The sequence below is a fragment of the Amycolatopsis sp. NPDC101161 genome, from assembly GCF_044768185.1.
In the GTDB taxonomy this organism is placed as follows: domain Bacteria; phylum Actinomycetota; class Actinomycetes; order Mycobacteriales; family Pseudonocardiaceae; genus Amycolatopsis.
The window spans coordinates 213,661-231,237 of record NZ_JBIWPI010000002.1 but is presented as its reverse complement, the minus strand read 5'-3'; the positions used below and the strand labels follow the sequence as shown (position 1 = coordinate 231,237).

Annotated in this window: 13 protein-coding genes; 10 read left to right on the top strand and 3 right to left on the bottom strand. The window is 71.1% G+C overall.

What is annotated here, in order from left to right; translation table 11 throughout:
- Positions 1–29: 29 nt before the first annotated feature.
- The 9 genes from ACIRSS_RS12095 to ACIRSS_RS12055 all read left to right on the top strand — a co-directional run bounded on the left by ACIRSS_RS12095 (position 30) and on the right by ACIRSS_RS12055 (position 10,658).
- A complete protein-coding gene (locus ACIRSS_RS12095) occupies positions 30–581 on the top strand; it encodes an AAA family ATPase (RefSeq protein ID WP_400893863.1) in 552 nt (183 codons plus the stop codon).
- Positions 582–1,000: 419 nt separating this feature from the next.
- Complete coding sequence (locus ACIRSS_RS12090) at positions 1,001–2,767, top strand: chitinase (RefSeq protein WP_400893861.1); 1,767 nt, start codon at positions 1,001–1,003, stop codon at positions 2,765–2,767.
- Between the two features lie 43 nt (positions 2,768–2,810).
- A complete protein-coding gene (locus ACIRSS_RS12085) occupies positions 2,811–3,548 on the top strand; it encodes an IclR family transcriptional regulator (protein WP_400893859.1) in 738 nt (245 codons plus the stop codon).
- Positions 3,549–3,620: 72 nt separating this feature from the next.
- Positions 3,621–4,772: a 4-hydroxybenzoate 3-monooxygenase gene (locus tag ACIRSS_RS12080; protein WP_400893857.1), complete on the top strand. Its 1,152-nt coding sequence runs from the start codon at positions 3,621–3,623 to the stop codon at positions 4,770–4,772.
- 100 nt (positions 4,773–4,872) lie between these two features.
- Positions 4,873–6,492, top strand: a complete 1,620-nt coding sequence (locus ACIRSS_RS12075) for an FAD-dependent oxidoreductase (RefSeq protein ID WP_400893855.1) — start codon at positions 4,873–4,875, stop codon at positions 6,490–6,492.
- A 48-nt stretch (positions 6,493–6,540) separates the two neighbouring features.
- Positions 6,541–7,596: a LacI family DNA-binding transcriptional regulator gene (locus tag ACIRSS_RS12070; protein WP_400893853.1), complete on the top strand. Its 1,056-nt coding sequence runs from the start codon at positions 6,541–6,543 to the stop codon at positions 7,594–7,596.
- Positions 7,597–7,670: 74 nt separating this feature from the next.
- Positions 7,671–8,960, top strand: a complete 1,290-nt coding sequence (locus tag ACIRSS_RS12065; protein WP_400893851.1) for an ABC transporter substrate-binding protein — start codon at positions 7,671–7,673, stop codon at positions 8,958–8,960.
- A complete protein-coding gene (locus tag ACIRSS_RS12060; RefSeq protein ID WP_400893849.1) occupies positions 8,957–9,841 on the top strand; it encodes a carbohydrate ABC transporter permease in 885 nt (294 codons plus the stop codon). The genes ACIRSS_RS12065 and ACIRSS_RS12060 overlap by 4 nt, the downstream gene beginning before the upstream one ends.
- Positions 9,831–10,658 (top strand): carbohydrate ABC transporter permease, encoded by an 828-nt coding sequence (locus tag ACIRSS_RS12055; protein ID WP_400893847.1) that lies wholly within the window; start codon positions 9,831–9,833, stop codon positions 10,656–10,658. Before ACIRSS_RS12060 ends, ACIRSS_RS12055 begins: the two co-directional genes overlap by 11 nt.
- Here ACIRSS_RS12055 and ACIRSS_RS12050 read toward each other — a convergent pair.
- Together ACIRSS_RS12050 and ACIRSS_RS12045 are read right to left on the bottom strand one after the other, a co-directional pair.
- A complete protein-coding gene (locus ACIRSS_RS12050) occupies positions 10,648–12,438 on the bottom strand; it encodes a sensor histidine kinase (RefSeq protein WP_400893845.1) in 1,791 nt (596 codons plus the stop codon). The genes ACIRSS_RS12055 and ACIRSS_RS12050 overlap by 11 nt on opposite strands.
- Positions 12,428–13,123 (bottom strand): response regulator transcription factor, encoded by a 696-nt coding sequence (locus ACIRSS_RS12045; protein WP_400893843.1) that lies wholly within the window; start codon positions 13,121–13,123, stop codon positions 12,428–12,430. The genes ACIRSS_RS12050 and ACIRSS_RS12045 overlap by 11 nt, the downstream gene beginning before the upstream one ends.
- A gap of 157 nt (positions 13,124–13,280) precedes the next feature.
- Between ACIRSS_RS12045 and ACIRSS_RS12040 the strand changes: the two genes are divergently transcribed.
- Positions 13,281–16,415, top strand: coding sequence for a GH92 family glycosyl hydrolase (locus ACIRSS_RS12040; protein WP_400893841.1), 3,135 nt, complete (start codon positions 13,281–13,283; stop codon positions 16,413–16,415).
- Positions 16,416–16,475: 60 nt separating this feature from the next.
- Here ACIRSS_RS12040 and ACIRSS_RS12035 read toward each other — a convergent pair whose 3' ends face one another.
- Positions 16,476–17,489: a trypsin-like serine peptidase gene (locus ACIRSS_RS12035; RefSeq protein ID WP_400893839.1), complete on the bottom strand. Its 1,014-nt coding sequence runs from the start codon at positions 17,487–17,489 to the stop codon at positions 16,476–16,478.
- Positions 17,490–17,577 lie beyond the last annotated feature (88 nt).

Below are 17,577 nucleotides of genomic sequence, written 5' to 3'. Positions count from 1 at the left end.
CATTACCTTCGCGGGGGCGTTGGACGGGCATGAGCGAGCCCACGGTCATCGAACTCGGGCCCCGCGACATGTTGGTCGTGGCGGGCCTGCCCGGCGCGGGCAAGACGACGATGCTCGACCACGCCGCGCCCGGCCTGGTGGTGCTGGATTCCGACCAGGTCCGGACGCGCTTGGCGGCGGCGGTACCGGCGGTGCCGTACCGCTGCTACCGGCCGGTGGTCCACGCGTGGCACCGCGCCCGGGTGGTCAGAAGGGCACTGGCGAGGGGGCCGATCGTGGTCCACGAGCCGTCGACGCGCGCGTCGACCCGGGCGCTGCTGGCGCTGGTGGGAGCGCTGAGCGGACGCCCGGTGCGGCTGTTGTTCCTGGACGTGACGGCGGCGCAGGCATTGGCGGGCCAGCGCAGCCGGGGCAGGGTCGTGCGGCGGCGGTCGTTCGCCCGGCACGTGCGACGGGTGGATCGCTGGCGGGAGGGGCTGCTGGCGGAGCGGGTGCCGGCGGGGTGGAGCAGTGTGCAGGTGATCGACCGGGCGGGCGCGCGGCGGACGCGGGTGGTGGTCAGGTCCTTGGTGGGTTGCTGACGCGAGCTGCGGAGGACTGCTCGCGCTTCGGAGGTCGGTGCGTGGGTGGCGACGGACCGCTTGGCGCCGGCGGGGGATGCCGGCGCCGGGATGGTGAGGATCGCCGGGTGCTGAGGGTTGGGCGGCCTGCCGCGGGTCGGTGGTTTCGGGTTCCCGCGGGTGGAGGACGCCCGCGAGGCGTGGGTTGGCGGCCGGATGCCGGGCGAGGCTGCGGGGCGAGGGTTGGCGCGGGGGCTGTGGGCGGGCGGCGAGGATCGCCGCGGCGGGAGGTCTGTGGTGCGCTTCCGGTGATCGGTGCCGCGATGGGTGCGGCGGCGCCACCGAAGCGCTTCCGAACCGCAGCCGTCACCCCTAGTTGGTCTGGACATTTTACATATTGGTCTAGACAATATACCCAGTCTCCCCGACTGGAGGACCCGATGAGGCGTTCCAGACTGTCCGCAATCCCCGCCGCCGCAATGCTCGCGCTCTCCGGGCTCGCCACCGGGACCGCCGAGGCGGCCAACCTCCTCGCCAACCCAGGCTTCGAAGCCGGTTCCCTCTCCGGCTGGACCTGCGCCAACGCCACCACCGTCAGCAGCCCCACCCACTCCGGCGGCTACGCCCTCGCCGGCACCCCCGTCGGCGCCGACTACGCCCAGTGCTCGCAAACCGTGTCCGTTCAGCCGAACACCACCTACTCCGTCTCGGCGTGGGTGCGCGGGAACCCCGTCTACCTCGGCGTCACCGGTGGCCCCTCCACCTGGTCCGGCAACTCGGGCGCCTACAACCAGCTGTCCCTCACCTTCACCACCGGCAGCCAGACCTCCGCCCAGCTCTACCTCCACGGCTGGTACGGCGCCGGCACCTACTACGCCGACGACGTCGTCCTCGACGGCCCCGGTGGCAACACCCCCGGCACGCCCACCGCTCCCGGCACCCCGCAAATCACCGCCGCCACGACCAGCTCCATCGCCCTGAGCTGGGGCGCGAGCGCCGGGACCGTCACCGGGTACCGCGTCTACGAAGGCAGCACCGTCGTCGCCACGACCACCGGGACCAGCGCCACCGTCGGCGGCCTGACCGCCTGCACCACCCACAGCTACACGGTCGCCGCCTACAACGGAGCCGGGGAGTCGCCGAAGAGCGCCGCCGCCAGCGGGAGCACCTCCGGGTGCGTCGACACCGGCCTGCCCAAGCACGCCCTGATCGGCTACCTGCACTCCAGCTTCGCGAACGGCTCCGGCTACGTCCGGATGGCCGACGTCCCCGCCGCCTGGGACATCATCGACCTCGCTTTCGGCGAGCCGACCTCCGTCACCTCCGGGGACATCCGGTTCACCCGGTGCCCGGCCACCGAATGCCCGAACGTCGAGAGCGACGCCGACTTCACCGCCGCCATCAAGGCCAAGCAGGCGCAGGGCAAGAAGGTCCTCATCTCCATCGGCGGCCAGAACGGCCAGGTCCAGCTGACCACCACCGCCGCGCGGGACAAGTTCGTCAGCTCCGTCTCGGCGATCATCGACAAGTACGGCCTCAACGGTCTCGACGTCGACTTCGAGGGCCACTCGCTCTCGCTCAACGCCGGCGACTCCGACTTCCGCAACCCGACCACGCCGGTGATCGTCAACCTCATCTCGGCGCTCAAGTCGCTCAAGGCCAAGTACGGCTCGGGTTTCGTCCTGACGATGGCGCCCGAGACGTTCTTCGTGCAGGTCGGCTACCAGTTCTACGGCGGCACCAGCGCCGGTGACGCGCGGACCGGCGCCTACCTGCCCGTCATCCACGCGCTGCGCGACTCGCTCACCGTGCTGCACGTCCAGGACTACAACTCCGGCCCGGTCATGGGGCTCGACAACTCCTACCACAACATGGGCGGCGCCGAGTTCCACATCGCGATGACCGACATGCTCAAGGCCGGCTTCACCGTCGCGAACACCGGCCAGTTCTTCCCCGGCCTGCGCCCCGACCAGATCGCGATCGGCCTGCCCGCCGCGGTCAGCGCCGGCAACGGCTACACGTCACCAGCAGACGTCCAGACGGCGGTGAACTGCCTGGTCAAGGGCAGTGGCTGCGGCTCCTACACGCTGCGCGGCGGCACCTCGCCCGCTCTCCGGGGCCTGATGACCTGGTCGATCAACTGGGACAAGTACTACAACTGGGAGTTCCAGAACAGCCACGAGCCGTTCCTGAACTCGCTGCCGTGACGCCGGGCGGTGTGCCCCGCCGAGGTGGGGCACACTGCCTGACGTGGTGAAACGCGACTCGGTGCTGACGCGTGTCGTCCGCATCTTCGAGACCTTCGGGCCGGACACGCCGGCGCTGCGCGTCACCGACATCGCGCGCCGCGCCGGCCTGCACGTCGCCACGGCGTCCCGGCTCGTCGACGAGCTGGTCGGCCACGGCTGGCTGCGCCGCGACCCCGATCGGAGGATCCGCGTGGGTGTTCGGCTCTGGGAACTGGCGTCGCGCGCGTCGCCGACGCTCGGGCTGCGCGAGGCGGCCATGCCCTTCATGGAGGACCTGCACGCCGTCGTCGGGCACCATACCCAGCTCGCCGTGCTGGAGGACCGCGAGGTGCTGTTCGTCGAGCGGCTCTCGGCGCCCGGCGCGGTCGTCAACGTGACGCGCGTGGCCGGGCGGCTGCCGCTGCACGCGTCGTCGTCCGGGCTGGTGCTGCTCGCTCACGCCCCCGCCGACCTGCAGGAAGAGGTGCTGGCGGGTCCCCTCCCGGCCTTCCGCCGCACGACCTTGACCGACCCGGCCCGGCTGCGGCGGTTCCTCGCCGACGTCCGGCGCAACGGCTACGCGTTCTGTGCCGGGTTCATCGACGAGGAGACGACCGGGATCGCCGTGCCGCTGCGGGGCCGCGGCGACACCGTCGTCGCGGCCCTGTCGGTGATCGTGCCCAACGACCGGAACGCGCGGGCGCAGATCCCGGCGCTGCGGGCGGCGGCGCGCGGCATCTCGCGGACGCTCTCTCACTGAATGAGAATGCCGTAGTCGGTGCCGGACCCGCCGGGAGATGCTCGGGGCTCCCCTCGGGAAAGGACGTCTCCAGTGCGCACCCAGGTCGTCATCGTCGGCGCGGGCCCGGCCGGGCTGCTGCTGTCCCACCTGCTCGGGCTCGACGGCATCGACTCGGTGCTGCTCGAACGGCAGACCGCCGAGTACGTCCAGGCGCGCATCCGCGCGGGCATCCTCGAGGCGGGCACGGTCGAGCTGCTGCGGCAGGTCGGCCTCGGCGACCGGCTCGACGTCGAGGGCATGGAACACCGCGGCATCTACCTGCAGACGCCGGGGGAGCGCCACCACATCGACTTCACCGGCCTCATCGGCCGGTCGGTGACCGTCTACGGGCAGACCGAGGTGACCAAGGACCTCATGGTGGCGCGGGAAAAGGCCGGCCGCCCGGCGTACTACTCCACTTCGGACGTCGTCGTGCACGACGTGACCGACCGGCCGTACGTGACCTTTGTGGACGGTGACGGCACCGCGCGGCGGATCGACGCGGACGTCGTCGTCGGCTGCGACGGGTTCCACGGGCCGAGCCGGGCTTCCGTTCCGCAGCCGCGGGTTTGGGAACGGACGTACCCGTTCGCGTGGCTGGGCGTGCTGGCCGACGTCGCGCCGTCGACGGACGAGCTGATCTACGCCTGGCACCCCGACGGGTTCGCGATGCACAGCATGCGTTCGCCGCGAGTCAGCCGGTTCTACCTGCAGGTGGCGCCGGACGAAGACATCGAGCGGTGGAGCGACGACCGGATCTGGACGGCGCTGTCCGACCGGCTGGGCGTCGACGGCTGGACCCTCGAGACCGGGCCGATCGCCGAGAAGAGCGTCCTGCCGATGCGCAGCTTCGTGACGACGCCGATGCGGCACGGGAACCTCTACCTGGCCGGGGACGCGGCGCACATCGTGCCGCCGACGGGCGCGAAAGGCCTGAACCTCGCGGTCGCCGACGTCGCGCTGCTGGCGCGTGCGCTCAAGGCGTCGTTCCAGGGCGACGACGAACTCGTGGACGCGTACTCGGAGACGGCGTTGCGGCGGGTCTGGCGGTGCACGCACTTCTCGTGGTGGATGACGTCGATGCTGCACCGCCACGGCGACGACTTCGACGCCCAGCTCCAGCTGTCCCAGCTCCGCCGGACGGTCAGCTCGACCCCCGCGATGACCGAGCTGGCCGACAACTACGCGGGCCTGCCGCTGTAGCCCGGGCCGTTCCTGTCCGGTTCTGACTCTTGACGCCCAGCGCGCCCGCGTCGCACCATACCCGCGTAGTAATTCGAATTATCAGCGCCGGGAAGGGCTCATGAGGGAACTGGACACGGAGATTCTGGTGGTCGGCGGGGGACTCGGCGGGGTCGCCGCCGCGCTGGCCGCCGCGTCCCGCGGGCGGCGCGTCGTGCTCACCGAGGAGACCGGCTGGCTCGGCGGGCAGCTCACCGCCCAGGCCGTGCCGCCGGACGAGAACCCCTGGATCGAGCGGTTCGGGTCCACCCGCACCTACCGCGACCTGCGCGCGGGCATCCGCGACCACTACCGCCGCCACTACCCGCTGCGGGCCGAAGCCGCGAGGCACCCGGAGCTGAACCCCGGCGCCGGGCGGGTCAGCAAGCTCTGCGGCGAACCGCGCGCCGCCTTGGCCGTCATCGAAGCCATGCTCGCGCCGCACGTCAGCGCCGGGCGGATCCACGTTCTGCGCCACCACCGCCCGGTCGAAGCGCACACCACGGGAGACCGGGTCGACGCCGTGGTCCTCGAAACCGGCCAGGGCAAAGTCACCGTCCGGGCCCGGTACGTCCTCGACGCCACCGAAAACGGCGACCTCCTGCCGCTCACCGGCACCGAGCACGTCACCGGCGCCGAATCCCAAGCGGACCACGACGAGCCGCACGCGCCCGGGAAAGCCGACCCGGCCAACCTTCAAGGGATCACCTACTGCTTCGCGGTTTCCCACCACGAAGGCGAAAACCACGTCATCGACCGGCCGGAGATGTACGGCTTCTGGCGCGACTACCAGCCGGACTTCTGGCCCGGTCCGCTGCTCGGCTTCGTCGCCCCGGACCCGCGGACCCTGGAGCCGGTCAAACGCTCCTTCGTCCCGAACCCGCCCGGCGACCCCCTCGCGGTGAGCGCCGACCAGAGCGCCGACGCCGGCGACAAGGAGCTGTGGGCCTTCCGCCGCATCCTCGCCCGCAACCTGCACACCGACGGCGCGTTCGACTCGGACATCACCCTCGTCAACTGGCCGCTCAACGACTACTGGCTCAAGCCCGCGCTCACGATTCCCGGCCACACGACCGAAGCCGACGTCGAGGCGGCGCACCACGAAGCCAAACAGCTGAGCCTGTCCGTCCTCTACTGGCTGCAGACCGAGGCACCCCGCGCGGACGGCGGCACCGGCTTCCCCGGTCTCAAGCTCCGCCCCGACGTCACCGACACGGAGGACGGACTCGCGAAGTCGGCGTACGTCCGCGAAGCCCGGCGCATCAAGGCGGTCACGACCGTCACCGAGCACGACGTCTCGGCCGAGATCCTCGGCGTCGACGGCCGGGTGCGCCGCGCGGACGCCGTCGGGGTCGGGAGCTACCGGATCGACCTGCACCCGTCGACCGGCGGGGACAACTACATCGACGTCGCCAGCGTGCCGTACGAGATCCCGCTCGGCGCGCTGCTGCCCGTCCGCACGGCGAACCTGCTGCCCGCGGGCAAGAACATCGGTACCACGCACATCACGAACGGCTGCTTCCGGCTGCACCCGGTGGAGTGGAACATCGGCGAGGTCGCCGGGCTGCTCGCGGCGTTCGCCATCAGCGAGGACGTCGAGCCGCGGGACGTCCAGGCCGACAGCAGGCTCTTCGAGGACTTCGCACGCGTGCTGGACGCCGCCGGGGTGGAACGCCGGTGGCCGGAAGTGCGGGGGTACTGACGGTGCCGCCGGTAGAGTCCAGGCGAACCGCACCGGAGGGAGTCACGGATGACGGCGGGTTCGGGCCGGGTCACGCAGGCCCAGGTGGCGCGCCTGGCCGGCGTCTCGCAGGCCGTCGTGTCCATGGTGCTGAACGGCTCCGACAGCCTGCGCGTCACCCCCGAGACCCGCGACCGCGTGCAGCAGGTGCTGCGCGAAACCGGGTACACGGTGGACATCATGGGCCGGCGCCTGCGCGGCGGGTCCAACCAGATCCTCGGCGTCTTCACCTACGAGTCCGTGTTCCCGTCCGGGGTGGCCGACTTCTACCGGCCGTTCCTGCTCGGCATCGAGGAGGAGGCCGAGGCGCAGGGCTTCGACCTGCTGCTGTTCACCAGCGGTGGCCGCCGCGACGGGCGCCGCCGCATCTACGAGGCGGGCACGAACCGGCTGCGCATCGCCGACGGCTCGATCCTGCTCGGCCGGCACAACGACCCGCAGGAGCTCGCGCAGCTCGTCGAGGAGCAGTTCCCGTTCGTGTTCGTCGGCCGCCGCGAGTCGCCGACCGGGCCGATCAGCTACGTCGGCGCGGACTACGTCGCGGCCACCCGTGAGGTCCACGAACGGTTGTGGGCCCTCGGGCACCGGCGGATCGGCCTGCTCAGCGTGACCGAGGAGAACGAGCCGACGCTCGATCGCCGCAGCGGCTACGAAGCCGCGGCGCGCAAGCACCGCCGTCCGCCGCTGGTCTTCCTCGAGGAAGACCCGGCGCAGGCGCTGCGGCAGGCGCTCGACGAGGGGGTCACGGCCTTGCTCGTCGAGAGCTTGGCGATGGCCGACGGCCTCCTGGCCTGCGCGCGCGAACTCGGCCTGGGCGTGCCCGGCGACCTGTCCATCGTGGTGCTCGGGGACGCCGACCCGTCGCAGCAGCCGCACGCGCACGCCGTGCCGAGCACCGGCACGGACTGGTCGATGTTCCGCATCCCGCGCCACGAAATGGGCGCGCACGCCGTGCGCGTGCTCGTCGGGCTGCTGAAGAACCCCAAGCCCCGCCAGCTGCTCCTGCCGTGCACGATCCACGAGGGCGCCACCACGGCGAGACCCTCCACAACAGACTCCCGCTGAGGCCCGAGCGGCCTGTTGACAGTACTGGCGGCGGCACTTACGGTCGCTGCTAATTCGAATAACCAGGAGGCATCGTGGCCTACCGGAGAATCCGGCTGCTTGCCGCGGCCCTGTCCGCCGTCGCACTGGCTTCGACGGCGTGCTCGGGCGGCGCCGGCGACGACAAGGACATCGCCCTGCGCATGACCGTCTGGACGACGGACAAGAACCAGCTCGCCCTCTTCGACTCCATCGCCGCCGAGTACCGCAAGGCCCACCCGGAGGTCGCGTCGGTCAAGTTCGACGTCGTCCCGGGCGACACCAGCGCCTACTCGGCCGCGCTCACCACCCAGCTCTCCGGCGGCAACCCGCCGGACCTCGCGTGGATCCTCGAGCGCGACGCCCCGGACTTCGTCCAGTCCGGCGCCCTCACCGACCTCAAGCCCACTTTGGACAGTGCCGCCGGGTACAACGCCGGCGAGCTGGTGCCGTCCGCCACGAAGCTGTGGACCAAGGACAGCGGGCTCTACGCCTACCCGTTCTCGACGTCGCCGTTCGGCATGTTCTACAACAAGAACCTGCTCAGCCAGGCCGGGGTCACCGAGACCCCGGACCAGTTGGTCGCGAGTGGACGGTGGACCTGGGACGCCGCCAAGCGGATCGCCACCCAGGTCGCCGCCGAGGACACCGGCAAGGCCGGGCTGGTCATCCGCGAGTTCGAGTACAAGCAGTGGGTGCTGCTCGCCTCGGTCTGGCGCGGGTTCGGCGCCGACGCCTGGGGCCCGGACGGCAAGACGTGCGGGTTCACCTCCCCGGAGATGACGTCCGCGATGACGTTCCTGCACCAGGCGATCTTCACCGACAAGGCGCTGCCGGGCCCGGGCACGACGGCGGACTTCTTCGCCGGGGAAAGCGGCCTGACCATCGCGCAGATCAGCCGGGCCGGGCTGCTCAAGGCCAAGCCGTTCGAGTGGGGGATCGTCCCGCTGCCCGCCGGGCCGAAGGCGAACGCGCAGGTCATCGGCCAGGCCGGGATCGGTGTCCCGGTCAAGGGCAAGCACGCCAAGGCCGCCGCGGACTTCCTCGCGTTCTTCACCAACCCGGCCAACTCGGCGAAGCTCGGCCAGTACTTCCCGCCAGCCCGCGACAGCCTGCTCAACGCGGCCACCCTCGCCAAGGCGAACCCGCTGTTCAGCCAGGAGCAGCTGCAGAACGTCGTGGTGAACGGGATCAAGACCGGCGCGGTGCTGCCGTCGCACACCGGGAGCGCGCGGATCGCGTCGCTCGTCCAGTCCGCCTTGGACCCGATGTGGAAGCCGGACGCGAACGTCCCCGCCGCGCTGGCCGGCGTCTGCCAGGCGATCGACCCGGCGCTCAGCCGATGACGTGGACGTCGAGGAAGCGCGACGAGCTGGCGGGGTGGCTCTTCGTCGCCCCGCAGGCTCTCGGGTTCCTCGCCTTCGTCGTCGCGCCGCTGGTCGCGGTCGTCTGGTACAGCTTCCAGGATGTCAACCTGCTGGCCGGGACGTCGACGTTCGCCGGCGCGGACAACTACGCCCAGCTCTTCGACGACCCGACCGCGCCAAAGGTCGCCCGTGCCACGGCGATCTTCTGCGTCGGCCTGGTCGTGCTCAACCTGGTGCTGGCGCTGTCGCTGGCGTTGCTGCTCAACCTGAAGCTGCGCGGCACCACGGTGTTCCGGACGGTCTTCTTCTCGCCGGTGGTCGTCACGCTCGTCGCGTGGACGATCGTCTGGAACTTCCTCCTGCAGGACAACGGCGGTATCAACGCGCTGCTGCAGACGATCGGCATCGACGGGCCGAACTGGCTGCGCGGCAACGGCACCGCGATGCTGTCGGTGATCGTGGTGCAGGTGCTGAAGAACGTCGGGCTCAACATGGTGCTGTTCCTGGCCGCGTTGCAGGGCATTCCGGCGTCCATCATGGAGGCGTCGCAATTGGACGGTGCCGGGCCGTGGCGGCGGTTCCGGTCGGTGATCCTGCCGATGATCAGCCCGACGACGTTGCTCACCGCGATCATCACCGTCGCCGGCGCACTGCAGGTGTTCGCCCAGATCCAGGTGCTGACGCTCGGCGGGCCCGCCGACAGCACCAACGTCCTCGTCTTCTACTTCTACCAGCAGGCCTTCGCCAACCACGACCTCGGCTACGGCTCCGCGCTGGCCGTCGTGCTGTTCCTCGTCATCCTCGTGCTCACGCTGCTGCAGTGGCGGATGCGGAAGCGGTGGGTGTTCCATGAGTCGTAGGGCCAAGATCGCGTGCTACGCGGTGATGGTCGTGCTGGCCGTGCCGTTCGTGTTCCCCACCTGGTGGATGATCACGGCGTCGCTGCTGCCGGCGAACGAAGTGCTCGCGTACCCGCCGAAGCTGTTCCCGGCGTCACCCCAGTGGGAGAACTACAAGACCGCGTTCACGGACTTCCCGTTGGCGCGGCAGTACTTCAACAGCCTGTACATCGCGGTGCTCGTCACGCTCGGCACGATGTTCTTCTCCTCGCTGGCCGGGTACGCCTTCGCCCGCATCCGGTTCCGCGGCGAGAAGCTGTTCACGCTGATCCTCATCGGACTGATGGTGCCGAGCGAGGTCACGATCATCCCGCTGTTCCGGCTGGTCGACGACCTCGGCCTGACCAACACGCACTGGCCGCTGATCGTCGTCCCGATCTTCGGCGCGCCGAGCGTGCTGGCGACGTTCGTGATGCGGCAGTTCTTCATCACCATCCCCGGCGAACTCGAAGAAGCGGGCCGGCTCGACGGCCTGTCCCGGTTCGGGCTCTACCGGCGCGTCGCCCTGCCGATCGCCAAGCCCGCCCTCGCCGCGGTCGCCATCTTCACGTTCCTCAACACGTGGAACTTCTTCCTGGAACCGTTGGTGTACCTGACGGACAAGAGCATGTTCACCCTGCCCGTGGCGCTGACGCAGTACGTCGACGTCTACGGCGGCCACCTCTGGAACGTCCAGCTCGCCGCCGCGACCACCACGGTCGTGCCGGTGTTGATCGTGTTCATCATCGCGCAGCGCCAGTTCGTCGAAGGGCTCGCCCAGAGCGGCCTCAAGGGCTGACGTCCTCCGGCGGGCCGGTGCCCTCGTCCGCGCGGCCGGGCTTCGGCAGCCGGACGGTGAACGTCGACCCGGCGTCCACTTCGGACTCGACGGTGACCGCGCCGCCGTGCGCTGCCACCAGGTGGCGCACGATGGCGAGGCCGAGTCCGCTGCCGCCGGTCTGGCGGCTGCGGGACTTCTCGGCCCGCCAGAACCGGTCGAACACGTGCGGCAGGTCCGCCGCGGCGATCCCGGTGCCGGTGTCCGCCACGGCGATCACCACTTCGTCCACAGTGGACGAGACGTGGATCGTCACGAGGCCGCCGGGCGGTGTGTGGCGGACCGCGTTGGTCACCAGGTTGGAGACGACCTGGCGCAGCCGCAGCGGGTCGGCCGCCAGCCCGGTGTCGCCGTGCGCCGAGACGGTGAGCGTGACACCGGCCGCGGCCGCGCGGTCGGCGTGCGCGGAAGCGACGTGGCCGGCCAGCTCGGCCGCGTCCAGCGGCTCCGGGTGCAGCCGCAGCCGGCCGGCGTCGGCCGCGGCGAGGTCCTGCAGGTCCTCGACGATGTGCTGCAGCAGCACGGTCTCTTCGAGCAGCGACGTCGACAGCGCGCGGTCGAACGGCAGGTGCCCGTCCTCGGCGGCCTCCAGCCGGCCGCGGATGACGTTGAGCGGGTTGCGCAGCTCGTGGGCGATGTCGCTGACCATCGCCTTGCGCTGCTCCTCGATGCGTTCGCGGCGCGCGGTGAGGTCGTTGAACGCGGCGGCGAGGTAGCCGACCTCGTCGCGGGACTTCACCGGCGCCGGCCGGTCCTGCTGCGCCGCCTCGGTCAGCGCGCGCAGCGGCCGCGACAGCCGGCGCGCGACCAGCACGGTGATCGCCGCGGCCAGCACCAGCACGCCGCCGGTCACCGCGAGGATCCGGGTCAGGTTCTCCTGCGACAGCGTGAACGTCGGCAGCTGCGACCCGCCGGGGCCGAGCGTGAAGAGCAACGCGGGCGGCGCGACGTACGGCGTCAGCTGCGCGCGGCGGGCGGAGTCGACGCAGCCCTGACTGCGGCCCTGATCGGTCTCGCCGAGCGTTTCGAAGTCGAGCCCCAGCTTCACCGGCTGCTGCTTCTGGGCCTCGAGGCAGCTGTTCACGGCGTCGTTGAGCTTGGCGAGCGCGTCGGCCTCGGTCGGCGTGGCCTCGGCGAGGTCGTAGACGCCGCACTTGGCCGCGAAGTAGCGCGCGGCCAGCGGGTCGAGGCCGGTGAGCTGCGGGCGCCCGCTCGCCGCGTCCCGCACCTGGCTGGGGAAGCCGAGGTCGGTCAGGCAGGAGGCGACCTTCCGGGCGAGGCCGTCGAGGTCGCTGTGCTCGGCCGCCGACAGCCGGTACGGGCCGACCGCGCGCGGGTCGATGCCGCTGGTCCCGGCCTGGGGCAGCAGCACCGGGTCGACGTGCAGCGGGTCGACCGACGCGGTCGCCTTCACCGGCAGGGTGACCGGCGCGCCGCCGGAGTCGCCGAGGACGCGGCGGTCGAGCGTGGTCACCACGACCCGCCGGCCGGTCTGGTCCGACAGCGCCTTCAGCTTCGGCCCGACCTGGTCCCAGGTGTGGTTGGCCGCGGCGAACCCGAGCACCTCGGTGTAGATCGTCGCGTCGCCCGAGAGCGCCTGGCCCTGCTCCTGTTGGATCGCGCGGGTGGTGGTTTGCACGGCGAGCCACGCGGTCGCGGCGATCGAGCCCAGCGCGATCAGCAGGGAGACGGCGGTCAACCGGACGACGAGACTGCGCCGGAGGGGGAAGCTACGCGTCATTTTCCGCCGTCAGCTTGTACCCCACGCCGAAGACGGTACGCAGGTAGACCGGCTTCTGCGGGTCGGGTTCGAGCTTCTTGCGCAGGTTGAGGACGTGGACGTCGATGATCCTGGTGCTGACGAACCGGTCGTCGCCGCGGGTCAGCTCCAGGAGCTGCCGCCGGGTGAACACCCGCCCGGGCTGCCGGATCAGCGTCTCCAGCAGCTGGAACTCGCCCGGCGTGGTCTCCACCGGGCGGCCGTCGACCGACACCTCGTGCCGGATGGGGTCGAGCCGCAGGGCGCCGGCGCGCAACGCCGGGTCGGGCGGCTCGCCGCGGGCCGACGTCCGCCGCAGCAGCGTGCGGACCCGGGCCATCAACTCGCGGGGGCTGTACGGCTTGGTCAGGTAGTCGTCGGCGCCCAGGTCGAGGCCGAGGAGCAGGTCCTCCTCGGTCGCGCGGGCGGTGAGCATCAGCACCGCGACGTCGGACTCGCCGCGCAGGATGCGGCAGACGTCGAGGCCGTCCACCTTCGGCATCATCACGTCGAGGACCAGCAGGTCCGGCCGTTCGCGGCGGGCTTCGTCGAGGGCCGCGCGGCCGTCCGCGGCCAGCACCACGGTGTGACCTTCGCTCTCGAGGTAGAGCCGGAGGACCTCGGCCTGCTTCTCGTCGTCCTCGGCGACCAGTACACGTGCGCACACGGCGTCGAGGTTAGGCGTCCTGACACCGCCGCCACCCGATCCTGACCGGATCTTCATACGTTGAGGGCACGAGCCAGGTCTTTGTCAAAGTGTTGACCGCGGCCCCGGGCGCAGGCAAAGGTCGGATGACAAGGCTGTCGGCTTCGGGAGGCACCGGGTGCGGTATCGGTTCATGGCGGCGGTGGTCGCGACGGCGGTGATCGGGGCGCCCGCCGTCGTTTCGGCGGCTCCGACAACGTTGTCAGCCCTGGTCGGGGACCCGGCGGCCTACGTCGACCCGCTGATCGGCACCGGCCGCGGCGGCAGCTCGGTCGGCGAGATCAACAACTTCCCCGGGCCGGCGGCGCCGTTCGGGATGATGCAGTTCTCGCCGGACACCCAGGGCGCGTACGCCGGCTACCAGTACCACTCGGACCGGATCCGGGGTTTCAGCCTCGACCACGCCTCCGTCGGCTGCAACGCGTTCGGCGACGTGCCGATCCTGCCGGTCACCGGCGACGTCGGCAGCGCGCCCTGGGACCGGACCGAGCAATTCGGCCACGACGGCGAGCAGGCCGAGCCGGGCTACTACGCTGTGACGCTCGCCGACTCGGGCGTCCGGGCCGAGCTGACCGCGACGACCCGCACCGGGCTCGCGACCTTCACCTACCCGGCCGGCTCGACGCCGCAGGTGCTGGTCAAGGGCGGGGCCAGCCTGGCCGGCAACTCCGCCGCCACCTTGAAGATCACCGGCGACCGCGAGGTCAGCGGCTCGGCCACCACCGGCAACTTCTGCGGCAAGCCGAACAAGTACACGGTCTACTACGACATCGCGTTCGACCAGCCGTTCACCGCGCACGGCACGTGGGACGGCTCGTCGGTCAAGCCGGGCACCGACAGCGTCGACTCGCCGCGGGCGGGGGCGTACCTGACGTTCGGTTCGCAGACCGTGCACGCCAAGGTGTCGATGTCCTACGTGGGCGTCGACGGCGCGAAAGCCAACATGGCCGCGGAAGTCCCGGGCTTCGACTTCGCCGCGGTGCGAAAGTCCACACGGGACAAGTGGACGCAGGCGCTGGGCAAGATCCGCGTCGCCGGCCGGGACACCGCACAGCTCAAGACGTTCTACACCGCGCTGTACCACTCGCTCATGCACCCGAACACGTTCGACGACGCCGACGGGCGCTACATCGGCTTCGACGACCAGATCCGGACGCTGCCCGCGGGGCGGCACCAGTACGCGAACTTCTCCGACTGGGACACTTACCGCTCGCTCGCACCGCTGCACGCCATGCTGTTCCCGAAGGAAGCCAGCGACATGGCGCAGTCGCTGACGAACGACGCCGTGCAGGGCGGCTGGTGGCCGCGGTGGCCGATGGCGAACGACTACACCGGCCAGATGACCGGCGACAGCTCGGTCGCGCTGATCTCGAACCTCTACGCGTTCGGGGCGCGCGACTTCGACGTCAAGACGGCGTTGAAGTACCTGGTCAAGGGTGCGACTTCGGTCGACGAAACGCCTGGGGCGTACCAGGAACGCCGCGGCATCGCGGACTACGTCGCCCGCGGCTACCTGCCGAACAACGACGCCTCACGCGGCGACCACGCCCGCGTCGGCGCGTCGATCACCCTGGAATGGGCGATCGACGACTTCGCCATCGCCCAGTTCGCGCAGGGGATCGGCGACCGGGACGTCGCCCGCGAGTTCACGAAACGCGGCCAGAACTGGCAGAACATCTTCAACCCGCTGACCGGCTACCTCCAGCCGCGCGCGCAGGACGGCCGGTTCCCGGACGGCCCGGCCTACGTCCCGCCGCCGCCCGGCAAGTTCGGCCAGGACGGCTTCGACGAGGGTAACGCCGCTCAGTACACGTGGCTCGTGCCGCAGGACCCGGCCGGGCTGGTGACGGCGATGGGCGGCCCGGCTCTTGTTTCGCAGCGCTTGGACACGTTCTTCCAGAAGCTGAACGTCGGCCCGAACGAGCCGTACATGTGGGCGGGCAACGAGCCCGACTTCGGCGTCCCGTTCCTGTACAACCACGTCGGGCAGCCGTGGAAGACGCAGCAGGTCGTCCGCGAGATCGCGACGACGCTGTTCAGCGCCACTCCGGACGGCGAGCCGGGCAACGACGACCTCGGCGCGCAGTCGTCCTGGTACGTCTGGGCGGCGCTCGGCATCTACCCGGCGACCCCGGGCACGCCGGACCTGGTCGTCGCGAGCCCTTTGTTCGAACGCGCGGTGCTCAGCCTGCCGAGCGGCCGGACGCTCGACGTCCGCGCGCCCCAGGCGCCGGCGACGTATATCCACTCGCTGTCGTTGAACGGCCGGGACTGGAACCGGACGTCGCTGCCCGCCGGAGTGGTTCGCGACGGCGGCCGGCTGGACTTCTCGCTCGTGTCCACTCCGGACAAGCGCTGGGCCGCGGACTCGGCGCCGCCGTCCTATCGCGACAGTGAGAAGCCGTTCCTGGCCTCGGTGACCAACCAGGTCGTCGTCTCACCCGGCAGCACGGGGGAGGCCACGGTCAGCGGGCAGCGGCTCGGCGGGCACGACCGCGTGCTCGACGTGACGACGCAGGCACCGCCCGGGATCTCGGTGACCGGGCCGCGGCAGCTGCGGCTCGACGACCGGACCGGCGGCGGTACCGCGAAGCTGAGCGTGTCGGTGGCCGCCGGGACGCCCGAGGGCTACTACCAGGTGCCGGTGACCGTCCGCGGCGGCCCGACGTCGGTCCCGGGCTCGGTGATCGTGCTCGTCGCGCCCAAGGACGGCTTGGCGGCGGCGTATTCGAACGTCGGTATCTCCGACGACGGCGACGCGGGCTCGGCGGACATCGACGGCGCAGGGAACAGCTTGTCGCGGCAGGCTTTGGCCGCGGCCGGACTGGTGGGCGGTCGGACGTCGCAGGCGGCCGGCACGTCGTTCGTCTGGCCCGCCGCCCCGGCGGGACGGCCGGACAACGTCGTCCCGGCCGGGCAGACGATCCGGCTTTCGGGGACGCGGCTGTCGTTCATCGGCACGGCGTCGAACGGCGACCACCGCGCGTCGGCGACGGTGACGTTCACCGACGGCACCACCGCGGCCGCCGACCTGTCCTTCGGCGACTGGGTGTTCCCCGGCGGCGGCACGGACCCGGTCTTCGGCAACACCCTGGTGGCCCGCACGGACCACCGCAACCAGCCGGGTGGCCGGGGCGGCGGGGCGTCGGTCTACGCGACGACGCCGTTCGACGCCCCGGCCGGGAAGCAGATCGCGTCGGTGACCCTGCCCTCCGACGGCGACCTGCACGTGTTCGCCATCGGCCTCGCCTGAAAGCCGTCGTGAGCGGGAAACAGTGCTAGAACCCTGTTTCCCGCTCACGACGGGCGTGCGTCAGGCGGCTTGCTGGGCGTTGTAGACGTTGATCGCCGCGTCGCCGAAGTGCGGGCTGCGTTCCTCGTCCGAGTTGTCGTCGGAGTGGTAGCTCACGTTGCCGACCAGGTAGCCCCAGCCGCGGGACAGCTGCAGGTCGTCCAGCCAGGGGCCGCCGCTCGCGCCGTGGCCCTGGTCGCAGTGGATCGCCTCCTGGTCGGGCTGGAACGGCCAGATCCCCGGGCGCCACGTCGTCCCGGTGCAGTAGCGCAGCTCCTGCCCGGTGATGCCGGTGCGGGCCGGGTGCGTGTCGAACGGGTAGCCGAACTCGTAGACGTTCCAGTCGTAGCCCTGGCCGAACTTGTAGCCCTGCCAGCCGGTCACGTTGGCGACGCTGGCGCCGTTGCGCGGCCACAGCGTGATGGCCGCGAAGTCGTAGTCGCTGTCCCTGCCGTCGAAGTAGCCGGTGGGCGTCGACACGGACTTCCAGCTCCACCGGCCCAGCGGCTCACCGGAACCGGCGTAGTCCGGGACGAAGACGAAGTTGCTGTACCAGTGCTTCGCGCCGTCGGTGACGCAGTGCCCGGCGGTCCAGATCATGCTGCGGTTCGTCGAGTTGATGACGCTCGCGGTGCACTGGTGGCCGCCGTCGGGCTCGTCGAAGTACAGCTTGCCGACGGTCGTCGCGGGCATCTGGCCGTGCGCGGTCCAGACCTGCGACTGGCTGAGCGAGGTCAGCGCGTCCGGGCGCAGCTGCCCGGGCTTCGTCACCGCGGCACCCGGCGCGGACTGCGCGGCCAGGACGTGCGACTGCGGTTCGGCCCCGTGCTGCTCCGTCGGGATGTCGGCCGGCTTGGCCGCCCGCATCCGTTCGGGCGTCCACGAGCTGAGGACGTCCTTCTCGGCCGTGGCCGACCGGAGGACGACCGCGGCGGACGCCTTCCCCGGCACCGCCGGCGTTCCCGCTTGCGCCGTGCCGTGGACCAGCAACCCCCCGAGCACCACGACGGCGGCTGCGCCTGCCCATCTTCTCATCTGGCACCTCCCCTGTTCCGGACGGCGAACCCGCCCGGCAGCCAGCCTCCCGCCGCGGGCGGGGCGGCGACACTGGACCTTGGGGTTG